Annotated in this window: 9 protein-coding genes; 8 read left to right on the top strand and 1 reads right to left on the bottom strand. The window is 74.3% G+C overall.

Translation table 11 applies throughout. The features are described from left to right. Positions 1 to 19: 19 nt before the first annotated feature. From IEZ20_RS25215 to IEZ20_RS25185, 7 genes are all read left to right on the top strand, one after another. A complete protein-coding gene (locus tag IEZ20_RS25215; RefSeq protein ID WP_189302636.1) occupies positions 20 to 220 on the top strand; it encodes an MbtH family protein in 201 nt (66 codons plus the stop codon). A gap of 78 nt (positions 221 to 298) precedes the next feature. Continuing rightward, positions 299 to 2,131, top strand: a complete 1,833-nt coding sequence (locus IEZ20_RS25210) for an amino acid adenylation domain-containing protein (RefSeq protein WP_189302634.1) — start codon at positions 299 to 301, stop codon at positions 2,129 to 2,131. Next, the gene (locus IEZ20_RS25205) at positions 2,128 to 3,087 is read left to right on the top strand and encodes a chlorinating enzyme (RefSeq protein ID WP_189302632.1); all 960 of its coding nucleotides are present in this window, start codon (positions 2,128 to 2,130) and stop codon (positions 3,085 to 3,087) included. Before IEZ20_RS25210 ends, IEZ20_RS25205 begins: the two co-directional genes overlap by 4 nt. Then, positions 3,087 to 4,247, top strand: a complete 1,161-nt coding sequence (locus tag IEZ20_RS25200; protein WP_189302630.1) for an alpha/beta fold hydrolase — start codon at positions 3,087 to 3,089, stop codon at positions 4,245 to 4,247. Before IEZ20_RS25205 ends, IEZ20_RS25200 begins: the two co-directional genes overlap by 1 nt. Further along, a complete protein-coding gene (locus tag IEZ20_RS25195) occupies positions 4,244 to 5,683 on the top strand; it encodes an FkbM family methyltransferase (RefSeq protein WP_189302628.1) in 1,440 nt (479 codons plus the stop codon). Before IEZ20_RS25200 ends, IEZ20_RS25195 begins: the two co-directional genes overlap by 4 nt. Next, the gene (locus tag IEZ20_RS25190; protein ID WP_189302626.1) at positions 5,680 to 6,420 is read left to right on the top strand and encodes a thioesterase II family protein; all 741 of its coding nucleotides are present in this window, start codon (positions 5,680 to 5,682) and stop codon (positions 6,418 to 6,420) included. Before IEZ20_RS25195 ends, IEZ20_RS25190 begins: the two co-directional genes overlap by 4 nt. After that, positions 6,417 to 7,589 (top strand): acyl-CoA dehydrogenase family protein, encoded by a 1,173-nt coding sequence (locus IEZ20_RS25185; RefSeq protein WP_189302624.1) that lies wholly within the window; start codon positions 6,417 to 6,419, stop codon positions 7,587 to 7,589. Before IEZ20_RS25190 ends, IEZ20_RS25185 begins: the two co-directional genes overlap by 4 nt. 34 nt (positions 7,590 to 7,623) lie before the next feature. On the opposite strand, the gene IEZ20_RS40455 is transcribed toward IEZ20_RS25185, so the two are convergent. Beyond that, the gene (locus IEZ20_RS40455; RefSeq protein WP_189302622.1) at positions 7,624 to 10,044 is read right to left on the bottom strand and encodes a helix-turn-helix transcriptional regulator; all 2,421 of its coding nucleotides are present in this window, start codon (positions 10,042 to 10,044) and stop codon (positions 7,624 to 7,626) included. A gap of 628 nt (positions 10,045 to 10,672) precedes the next feature. On the opposite strand from IEZ20_RS40455, the gene IEZ20_RS25175 reads away from it, so the two are divergent. Further along, positions 10,673 to 11,695 (top strand): C-terminal binding protein, encoded by a 1,023-nt coding sequence (locus IEZ20_RS25175; RefSeq protein ID WP_189302620.1) that lies wholly within the window; start codon positions 10,673 to 10,675, stop codon positions 11,693 to 11,695. Positions 11,696 to 11,746 lie beyond the last annotated feature (51 nt).

Here is an 11,746-nt window from a genome sequence, read left to right as displayed (position 1 = left end):
CGACCCACAGGGAGCGGACATGACCGACGCCGTGACCGAGCAGTACGTCGTCGTCGTGAACGACGAGGAGCAGTACTCCATCTGGCCGGCCGGCCGAGAGGTTCCCGCCGGCTGGCGGGCGGTCGGCCAGGCCGCGGCCAAGGACGAGTGCCTCGCCGACATCGAGACCCGGTGGACCGACATGCGGCCGCTGAGCCTGCGCCGCGCCATGGAGCCCTGACCGCCGCCGGCCGGTCACGTCCCGTCCCGGAGCACGCCGACGTCCCGCAGGAACCGAGCCGACACACAAGGAGGACGGATGCCCCAGGCAGCCCGAACGATCCCCCAGGCGTTCCGGGGTGCGGTCGCGCAATTCCCGGACCGGACAGCGGTCACCGCGCCGGACGGTGACCTCACCTACCGCGAACTGGACGCGCGCTCGGACGCGCTCGCCGAGGAACTCGTCCGGGCGGGCGCGCGCCGGGGCTCGCTGGTGACCCTGCTGACACCGCGCCGCACGGACCTCGTCGTGGGGATGCTCGGCATCCTCAAGGCGGGCGCCGCCTACCTGCCGATCGACCCGGAGTACCCGCCGGCCCGCATCGCCTGGACGGTCCGCGACAGCGGCTCCGGTCTGGCCGTCGTCACCACCGCCACCGCACACCTGCTGACGGGAGCGCGGCAGCCCCCCGGCCTGCGCCTCGTCACCCTCGACCGGGTGCCCGGCGAGCCGGCCGGGACCACCGCCCCGGACACCGCCGGGGACGGCGACGACCTCGCGTACGTCATCTACACCTCCGGGTCCACCGGCGATCCCAAGGGCGTCCTCGTGGAACAGCACAGTGTGCTGCGCCTGTTCGACGTCGTGGGGGAGCACCTCGCCTTCGACGAGCACGACGTGTGGTCGATGTTCCACTCCGCCGCGTTCGACTTCTCCGTGTGGGAGATCTGGGGTCCGCTGCTGTCGGGCGGGCGCCTGCTGATCGTCCCCCGGGAGGCCGCCCGGGCGCCGGAGAGCTTCCGCGCCCTGCTGCGCACCGAGGGCGTCACCGTGCTCAGCCAGACCCCGTCGGCGTTCCACGCGCTCGTGGCGGCCGACCTGCGGACCGCGGCCGACCCGGGCGCGCTGCGGCTGGTCGTCCTCGGCGGCGAGGCCCTGGACGTCGCGGCGCTGCGTCCCTGGACCGACCGCTACGGCACCGACCGCCCCCGGCTGGTCAACATGTACGGCATCACGGAGGCCACGGTCCACGCGTCGTACCGCCGGCTGGTCCGCGCCGACCTGGACCGGCGCGGACCCAGCCCCATCGGCACCCCGCTCGCCGACCTCTCCTTCCACCTGCTCGGCGACGACGGGACGCCGCCCGCCGACGGCGAGCCCGGCGAACTGTTCATCGAGGGCCCCGGTCTGGCCCGCGGCTATCTGGGCCGCCCGGAACTGGAGGCGGAGCGGTTCGTCGTCCACGTCGGAGCCGACGGCGTACGGCATCGCCGGCTGCGTACCGGGGACCGGGTCGTCGCCCTGCCCGAGGGCGGCTACGGCTATCTGGGCCGCGTCGACGACCAGCTCAAGATCCGGGGCCACCGCGTCGAACCGGGCGAGGTCGAGGCGGTGCTGGCCGGTCACGACGAGGTCCGGCGTGCCGTCGTCGTCGCCCACGACTACGGCGACGCCGACGTCCGGCTCATCGCGTACGTGCAGTCCGCCGCGGACCCCGAGTCCCTCGCCGCCGAACTCGCCAAGCGCGCCGAGGAACTGCTGCCCGCCCACATGTGCCCGTCCCGGTACGTCGCGCTGGCCGAACTGCCGCTCACCGGCAACGGCAAGGTCGACAGGGCCCGGCTGCCCGCACCGCGGGGCGCGGACGGACCCGCCGGCCCGGCGGCCGGCCCCGCCCGGGGCACCGCACGGCGGATCGCCGCGATCTGGCGGTCCGTGCTGGACGTGCCCCACGTGGGGGACGACGAGGACTTCTTCTCGCTGGGCGGCACGTCCCTGACCCTCGTGCGGATGTTCGCCCGGGTCAACGAGGAGTTCCAGACCGACCTCGACATCACCGTCCTGATCGGCGGGGCGACGGTGGGCGCGCTCACCCCGCACGTCGACGCCGCGCTGGCCCAGCGCGCCGGACACCTTACGGAGACACCATGACGGCGCAGACCACGGACTTCTCCCTCACCCCCGAGGAACTGGCGGCCTTCCACCGCGACGGCTTCGCGGGACCCTTCACCCTCTACGAACCCGAGGAGATCGCCGAGGAGTGGGGCCGGGCCCGGCTGGAGCTGCTCGACCGCAGCCACGCCGTCTACCGCGACGAGGCCGCCGTCTCCGGTGGCAACAACATCGCCAACTACGACCGCCACCTCGACCACCGGTTCCTCGCCCGGCACATCACCCGCCCGGAGATCGTGGACCGCGTCGCCGGCATCCTCGGCCCCGACGTGCTGTGCTGGCGCACCGAGTTCTTCCCCAAGAACCCGGGCGACGAGGGCACCGACTGGCACCAGGCCGACACCTTCGCCAACGCCTCCGGCAGTCCGCAGATCCTGTGGCCCGGCGAGTCCCGGTTCGGCGGCACCATCACCGTGTGGTGCGCCTTCAGCGAGGCCACCGTCGACATGGGCTGCCTGCAGTTCATCCCCGGCACCCACGAGTCCATGAACTACGACGAGACCAAGCGCATGCACTACGCCCCGGAACGCAACGCGTCGGTGGTGAAGGACGGCGTGCGGCGCGGCTTCTTCGGATACGACTACCGGGAACTGCAGATCGACCCGGACTTCAAGCCGGACGAGTCGAAGGCCGTGTCCATGGAGATGCGGGCCGGGCAGTTCATCGTCTTCTGGTCGACCCTCATGCACGCCTCCCACCCGCACGCCGGCACGAGCAAGCAGATGAGGATGGGCTACGCCGCCCGGTACGTCCCGACGTCGGTGCGGATCTACCCGGACACCGAGGTCATCGAGGAGTACGGCGGCACGGTGAGCCTGGACCGCTACGGCGCGGTGCTGGTCAGCGGCGAGGACCGGTACGGCCACAACACGCTCGCCGAACACACCACCCGGGGCGTGCCGTTCCCGCACCGGTCCCGGCCGGCGGCCCGGTGATGGACGCGCCGGGGCCCCGGCCCTCGGGGGTGGCGGAGGCGCTCCTCGACGCGGACCCCCTCGTCCGCGCGGTGCCGGGCCTGCGGATCGCCTCCGAGGGCCGCGCCCCGCTGTCCCAGGAGCGGCTGGACGCCGTCACCGGGTCCCTGGGACTGCCCCGGCTGGAGGTGGTCACCGATCCCGCCGGTCTGTGGTCCGTGGAGCTGGCCCTCAGCCGGCACCTGGCCCGGGCGAGCGCCGGGGACGCCACGGACGGCGGGCCGGACGCCGGGTCCGGCGGGGCGGGGGCACCGGCACGTCCGGCGGCGGCGCGGTGGGGCGAGGGGCCGATACCGGTCCGGGCCGGTGACGGCACCCCGCTGCGCTGCTGGTCGGCCGGGCCCGCGGACGCCCCGGCCGTCGTCCTGGTGACGGCGTGCGGCATGCCGGCGGGGCTCGCCGCGGGCTGGATGCGGGCGCTGGCCGGACCGTTCCGTGTGGTGACCTGGGAGAGCCGCGGGATGTTCGCCGAACCGGGCGGGCACGGCCCCGCCCCGCTCGCCGCGTACGACGTCGCCTCCCAGGCCGGCGACCTGACCGCCGTACTCGACGCCCTCGGCATCGCCGGCGCCCATGTCATGGGACTGTGCGGCGGAGCGGTCGTCGCCCTGGCCGCGGCGGCCACCGCCGGTGACCGGGTCGGCTCGCTGAGCCTGTGGCACGGCGACTACGACCTGCGGGACGCGGCCCCCAGGACCGAGCACCAGCGGGACATGCAGGCCATGATGGCGATGACCGCCCGCAGCGAGGAGAAGGCGACGGGCGTGCACCGGCTGATGCGCCGCCCCGTGGTGCTGGACTCGATGCGCCCCGACATCGCCCACCACCTCATCTACCCCTACGCGACACCGCTGCTGCTGCACCGCTACGGCCTGCTCAACGGAGCGATCATGTCCCACGACTCCCGCCCGTACCTGTCGGCCGCCCAGCCCGCCCTCGTGGTGACCAGCCGGGACGACACCACCGCCCACCCCGCCGGATCGCAGTACGTCGCGGCCCGTCTGCCCCGGGCCCGGCTGGTCACCCGCCCCTCCGGCGACCACCTCACCGCGTTCGACGCGGGCCCCGAGGTGGTCCGCATCGCCGAGCGGTTCCTGAGCGACGTCCTGGAGGACGCATGAGGCAGTTCGAGGACACCGACCGGAGCGGCCGGCTCGTGGCGGTGCTGCGCGAGCACGCCGCCGTGGCCGACGCCGCCGTGGAGACACCGGACGGCGGCGGGGCGAGCGTCGTCCGCCTGGTCCCCGACCCCGAGCGGGCACCGCTGCTGTACCGCTCGGCGGCCGTGGAGGCGGCCGGCCGGCTCGGCACCCTCAGCTGGCACGAGCCCGCCGCCGACCTGCGGGTGGCCGGGGTCAACCGCAGCGAGAGCGACTTCCTGCACCGCGAGATCTTCGTGGACGACGTCTACTTCCGGCACGGTGTCGAGCTGCCCCCCGGTGCCGTCGTCGTCGACGTCGGGGCCAACATCGGCATGTTCACCCTGTGCGCGGCCCGCCGCAGCCCCGGAGCGCGGATCATCGCCTGCGAACCGCTCGCCGAACTCGCCGCCGCCGTGGCCGTCAACGCCGAACTGCACGCGGCGGACGTCTCGGTCGTCGGCAAGGCCGTCGGGGCCGCCGAGGGGGAGACCGACTTCACCTACTACCCGCACAACAGCGTGATGTCCGGCGCGTTCGCCGACGCCGACGACGACCGGCGGACCCTGCGCGGCTATCTCCTCACCGGCGCCGGCACCGGGGGCGCGGACCCGCAGGACCGGATCATGGCCGACCGGCTCGCCGCCGATCTGCTCGCCGGCGAGCACCGGCGGGTCGCCGTCACCACGCTCGCCCGGATCGCCGCCGACCACGCGCTGACCCGGATCGACCTCCTCAAGATCGATGTGGAGAAGGCCGAGGAGGACGTGCTGCGGGGCATCAGCCCCGAACTGTGGGACGGCATCCGGCAGATCGTGATGGAGGTGCACGACATCGAGGGACGCCTGGCGTCCGTCACGAAGACCCTGGAGCACCGGGGTTTCACCGTCGTCCACGAACAGGACGCCCGGCTGGCCGACACCGCCTGCGTCAACGTCTACGCCCGGCGCCCCGGCGCACCCGCGCCCACCGGTTCCGCCCCGCCCGCGACCGCGCACCACCCGGACCCCGGGCCGGTGATGTGGCGGCTGGAGGCGGAACTCCTGGACCTGCTGGCGCGCAGGCTCCCCGGCAGCCCGGCCCCGGGCCGCTTCGAACTCACCACCGACCTCGGCACGGCGCCGGCCCGGCCGGAAGCGGTGCCCCCGGCCACCCTCCCGCGCACGGCCCGCGTCGAGGTCTTCAGCCGGATCTGGGCGAGCATCTTCGGCGCGGAGGCGGTCCGGCCGGACGCGGACTTCTTCGACCTCGGAGGCGACTCGCTGATCGCGATGCGCCTGCTGGCCCGGCTGGAGGAGCAGCTCGGCGAGGACGTGCTGGAACCGGACATGATCTTCACCGAGAGCACCTTCGGCGCGCTGGCCGCCGCCGTCGAGGCCTCCGGCGAGCCCCCTTCCGAACCGGCCCGGTCCCGGTGACGTCCGCCGGCCGGTGGTTCCACCGCCCCCTCCACCGGCCCGCCGCCCGGATCAGGCTGGTGGGCCTGCCGTACGCGGGCGGCGGCGCCGCGGTCTTCCGGCACTGGACCGAGGCGCTGCCCCCCGACGTGGAGCCGGTGTGGGTACGGCTGCCCGGCCGGGAGAGCCGGCTGCGCGAGACACCCCTGTCCGACTGGGACACGCTGGCCGACGCGTTCGGCCGCGCACTGATGCGGCACGTCCCCTCCCCGTACGTCCTCTTCGGGCACAGCATGGGCGGCATGCTGGCGTACGAGACGGTGACCGCCGCGCTGAGCCGTCCGCCGGAGCGCGTCGTCATCTCCGCCTGCCGGGCCCCGGGCGTCGCCCGCGCGCTGCCGGCCATCCACCACCTGCCCGGGCCGCAGTTCGCCGCCGGCCTGCGGGACCTGGGCGGTGCACCGGAGGAGGTCCTGGCCAGTCCCGGCCTGTTCCGGCTGCTCGAACCCGCGCTGCGCGCCGACGTACGGCTGGCCGAGACATGGCCGGCGCACCCGCCGCGTCCCGTCCCCGTCCCGGTCACCGTGCTGTGGGGCGACACCGACCCGGTCGCCCCGCGCGGCGCCGTACGGGCGTGGCGGCGTCTGGCGTCCGCCGGGTTCAGGGGCCACGAGGTGAGCGGGGGCCACTTCTTCCTGTCCGACCCGTCCGCCGGTGTGGTGGACCTGCTCAACCGCGAACTCGGAGCCGCCGGATGACCCGATCCGTCCACCTGACCGAACGGCACGAGGAGTTCCGCACGTGGGTCCGCGCGGTGCTGGAGGCGCTCGTCCTGCCGGCCGGCGAGTCCTGGGAGCGGGACGGCGCACTGCCGCGTACGGCGTGGAAGGTCCTCGGCGACGAGGGCCTGCTGGGACTGCTGCACCCGCGGCGGGCGGGCGGCACCGAGCAGGACCTGTTCACGTCGGTGGTGTTCCTGGAGGAACTCGGGCGCACCGGGTTCGGCGGCTTCCGGGCGGCGGTCTCGGTGCACGCCTACATGGCCACGCACTATCTGGCGCAGGCCCGCGACCCGGGCCTGGACCGCGACTGCCTCGCGCCCGCGGTGCGCGGCGAACGGGTGGCCGCCCTGGCGATCACCGAACCCGGCGCGGGCGCGGACCTGTCGGGGCTCGTCACCACGGCGGAACCGGACGGGGATCACTTCGTGGTGCGCGGGGTGAAGTCCATGGTCAGCAACGGCACGACCGCCGACTTCCACGTCGTCGCCGTCCGCACCTCGCCTCCCGCCGACTCCGGGCCGCGCGGTACGACGGGACTCTCGCTCCTCGTGGTCGACGCCCGGCTGCCCGGCATCACCACCGAGCCGGTGACGACGCTCGGCTGGCGCTCCGCCGGGACGGCCACGGTGACCTACGACGGGGTGCGGGTGCCGGCCGGCTGCCTGCTCGGGCGGCCCGGCAGCGGGTTCTACCAACTCATGCGGGGGTTGCAGCTGGAGCGTCTCGTGGCGGCAGCGGCGGCGCTGGGCGGCATGGACCGCTGCCTTGAGGAGACCCGGCGCTTCCTGACCGGACGCCGGGCCTTCGGGGGCCACTTGGCCGATCTCCAGGCTCCCGCGCACCGCATCGCCGACCTCGCGACCGACCTCGCGGCGGCCCGCCAGCTCGTCTACCACGCCGCCTGGCTCTACGCGCAGGGGGAACTGCCGGCCACCGAGTGCTCGATGGCCAAGCTGCACACGACGGAACTGGCGTGCCGGCTGGCCGACACCGCCCTCCAGCTCCAGGGCTCGGCGGGCTACCTGGACTCCTCGGCGATCTCCCGGATCCACCGCGACGCCCGCGCGGCGACCATCGCCGCCGGCCCGAGCGAGGTGATGCGCGACCTCGTCGCCCGGTCGGTGCTGCGGACACCGGCGTCCTGAGGACCGGCGCCGGGGCCCCGGGGCCCGGGGCCGCTCAGCCGGTCAGGCCCCCCTCCATCCCCACGAGGGCGGCCAGCTGGGCCCGCGAGCACAGCGTCAGCTTCTTGAACACCCGGGCGAGATACGTCTCCACCGTCTTGGGGCTCAGCGCCAGCGCCCGCGCGATCTGCTGGTTGGTCCGGCCCTTGCTGACCAGGACGGAGATCTCCCGCTCGCGTTCGCTGAGCCGGCCCAGTCCGGTCGAGGGGTCCGCGGGACGGCCCCGGGGCGCCGGCTGCGGGGCCTGGCCGGTGCCGGGCTCCGGCCCGGGCCCGGCGAGGTCCTCCGCGGGGCCGGCGTGCGGCGGGCCGGGGGGACCGGACCGGTCGATGCGCGCGCGGAGCCGGCCGGCCGCGTCGGCCTGGAAACCGCTGCGGATGCGCTCGGCGGCCCACCGCGCGTGGTCGGCGTGGAGCAGGGCGGCGGCCGTGTCCCCGCGGGCGAGCAGGATGCGGCCGGCCTCGGTGGCCAGTTGGGGGACGACGTAGCGCAGCCGGTGCCGCAGGGCGAGGTCGAGGGCGCGCTCCAGGCGCCCGAGTGCCGCGGTGTCCCGGCCCAGAGCGCTCTCGGCCCGGGCCACCCAGTAGAGCGTGTCCAGGGAGCGGCGGGCCGGCTCGTCGCCCAGCCCGTCCGCCAGACGCGCCGCCCGCTGGACCAGTTCGGCCGGCCCGCCGTCCGGGGCGCCGTCGGCGCCGGACGCCAGCGAGCGCAGCGCCAGCAGCTGGGCCTGGAGCGCCTGGTCGGTCTCCGTGACGGCGCCGGCGTCCTCGACCAGGGCCGGACGCGGGCGTTCCCCCGCCTCCAGGCAGGTCGCCAGCAGCGCTCCCGTCGTACGCGCCCGCACCTCGCAGGCGTCCGGCGCCAGGTTGGCGGCCGTCTTCTCCAGCAGGTCCGCCGCGTCGCCGTGCCGCCCCAGCAGGCGCAGCACCCGGGCCCGCCACAGCTCGGCGTCCGGATGCGCCACCGAGCCCCTGGCCAGCGTGCCGTCGAACAGGGCGAGGCTCTCGGCCAGTTCTCCGCTCAGCGCCAGCGCGGTCGCGAGCCGCAGCCGCTGCCGCGGATCACCCGTGCCGGGGCGCGGCCCGAGCACCGCCCGGAGCCAGCCGGCCGCCCGGTCGGGGCGCTGCCACAGGACGGTGCGCGCCGCCTCCTGGAGGATGCGGACGCCGTCACCGTCCTGACCGGTGAGGGCGCCGTGGCCGAGGTGCCAGGCGACGCGTGCCGGGGAGGCCGCGCGGTCGCGCAGGGCCGCGGCCGCCCGCGCGTGCGCGCCCAGCTGCCAGGCGGCGCCCGCCGTGTCGTGGGCGGTACGGCGCACCAGCGGATCGCGGAACCGGAAGGTGCCCCGGAGGGTGCCGGGGCGCAGGATGTCCCGCCGCAGCAGTTCGTCGACGCCGGCCCGGGCCTCGTCCTCCCCGGCCTGCGCGGCCCGCGCCAGGAGCCCGGTGTCGAAGGGCTCCTGCAGGACCGCCGCCGCGTGCGCCACCGTCCGTCCCAGCGGGGACAGTCCGCGGAACTCGCGCAGCAGCGGCATCGAGGGATCGGCGGGGGAGTGGGGCGCGCCCGGTGCGCCCTCGGCCCAGGGCGCGCTCAGGGCGAGGGCACGGAGCAGCCCCGGGCGGCCCTGCGAGGCGTGGAGCAGGCTGCGCAGCTGGGCGGGCGGCAGCGGCCGGGGCAGGAGGCCGCTCATCTCCTCGTCGGGCAGCGGTGGCAGCTCCAGCCGGGCGGACCGGCCGGCCGCCGCGGCCTCGCCCAGCAGGATGCGCAGGCTCTGCTGGTTCTGCCGGGGCCGGTGCGCGAGGGCCAGCACGACCCCTGGCGCGGGATGCCGCAGCAGGTGCTGCACGAGCAGGACCGACGCCTCGTCGGCCAGGTGCATGTCGTCGAGGACCAGCAGCAGGCGGTTGCGGGAGCCGAGACGGCCGAGCAGGCCGCGGACCGCGTGCAGCACGTGGTGACGCTCCGACGGACCGGCGGGGAGCGCGACGGCAGGAGCGTGCCAGGACAGGGCCGGGAAGATACCGGCCAGCCAGGACAGGTGGTGCGGGGAGAGCCAGGACACGCTCTGCTCGCCGACGGACGACAGCAACTCGTCCAGGGCGTCGGCGAAGACCCCGAAGGGAAGCCCCTCGGGGACCGATCCGCCCGCGGCGGCGGCCACCGTCCACCCCCGTTCCCGGGCGCGTTCGCCCAGGGCGCCCAGGAGCGCCGACTTGCCCATCCAAGGGTCGCCCCGCACCTCGATGAGCGGCACGCCAGGTTCGTCCCGGTCGAGGACCCGGTCCAGCGCGGCCAGTTCCCGCGCTCTGCCGTGCGGGGCGCGGGCGGGCCCGTCGGCTGTCGTCGGCCGGCTGTCGGAAGGGCCCCGGAGGGCTGTTGCGTGGTCGGCTTGCCGAGTGTCCTCACGGGTGGGCAAGTAAGCGCACCTCTTTCATCTGAGCACGGGTGGGTCAGCCCGAGGAAACCGGAGAAATACCGGGAGGCCGGTGACGCTGGTCAACGCGTGGCTTTTGCCCGCGGCAGGATCCCAGAGTAACGAGTTGACGACCGGATTCGGTAGTGCGGTGAAACCGCGCAACGAACCGGCCCTGCCGAATCGCGATGCCGTCCGCGTACTGAAAAGAATTTAAAAAGGTTCGGTATCCGGCCACCGTGAACGAACATCAACCGACTGGTAACCGCTCTATCCGGTCAAGTATGGCCGGAAAAGGTCAGAACAACATGTCGTACAAGGGACAAAAAGGGCATCTCGCGCTCTCCCGCATCCTGCCGTCCGCATGTCCGATTCTCACCCTGGCTGCCCGGGCGAGGTGCGGTCAGGATTGAGTCACCTCCGCCCCGCGGTTGCCGCGCCGACGCACGTGAAACCGGCTGGAACGCATGGAACCGCATCCTTGTGCGGCAGTTATCAAGCTGATACAACAGAGTGGTTACCGGGCGTATTTCACCGCCTTTTCCAGGCAGCCTCTCTATTTCTTCTGCCGGTTCTTCCGCTGGAATAAAGGATCCGAACCAGGTCATCCGCACCTATTCAAAGGGGAGCGATGGTTCAGCTGGCGCCTGACGTGCCGAAGGACTCCGGAGACGGCCACGACACGACCCCCGTCGTATGGGTGGTGGACGCTCCGGGCGGCGGCTACGTCGACAGCCCTGACATCGAAGGACGCGTCCTCGGCCCGCACGGCACCGCACGCCTGGTCATCGTGCCGGACGACGAGCGCGACCGGCTGCTGCGGGCCGAGTGCGACTACATGATCCTCTGGCACCGCGTCCCGCTCGACGCCGCCTACTTCACCCACAACACCCGGTGCCGCGCCGTCGTCTGCGCCAGCACCGGATACGACCACGTCGCCGTCGAGGCCGCACGCGCCGCCGGCACCAGCGTGTTCCACATCCCGCACTACGGCACCGAGGAGGTCGCCGACCACACCCTCGCCCTCTTCCTCGCCCAGGTCCGCAGACTCGCCGACCTCCGCGAGCACGTGCGCGACGGAGGCTGGGACTGGCGTGCCATCAGCGACGCCCCGCGCGTACGCGGCATGACCTGGGGGATCGTCGGGCTGGGCCGCATCGGCACGGCCGTCGCCCAGCGGGCACGCGCCTTCGGCGTACGCGTCTGCTTCTACGACCCCTGCAACCACCCCGGCGTCGAGAAGTCCCTCGGCATCGAACGCAGGCACTCCCTGGAGGAACTGCTGGCGGACGCCGACGTGGTGAGCGTGCACGTCCCGCTCGACTCCGCCACCCACCACCTGCTGGGCGCGGCCGAACTGGACCGGATGAAGCCCGGCTCCCTGCTGATCAACACGGCACGCGGTGCCGTCGTCGACGTGTCCGCGCTGCCCAAGGCGCTGGCCGCCGGCCGCCCCGGACGCGTCGCCCTCGACGTCGTCGAGGGCGAGCCCGAGCTGCCGCGCTGGCTGCGCGACCACCCCCGGGTGCTGCTCACCCCGCACGCCGCCTTCTACTCCGTGGAATCGCTGACCGAACTGCGCACCCGGGCCGCCGAGGCGGTCCGGCAGCTGATCGCCGCGGCCCCGGTCACCTCGGCCGTACGCGTGGCCTGAACCGCCGGCGCCGGCCCCCTGACCTCACCGCCTCTGACCCCGAAGGACCGG

It is taken from the genome of Streptomyces cinerochromogenes (assembly GCF_014648635.1).
GTDB classification, from domain to species: Bacteria; Actinomycetota; Actinomycetes; order Streptomycetales; family Streptomycetaceae; genus Streptomyces; species Streptomyces cinerochromogenes.
Note: the sequence above shows the minus strand (reverse complement) of the source record. Positions and strands in the feature narration are given on the sequence as shown.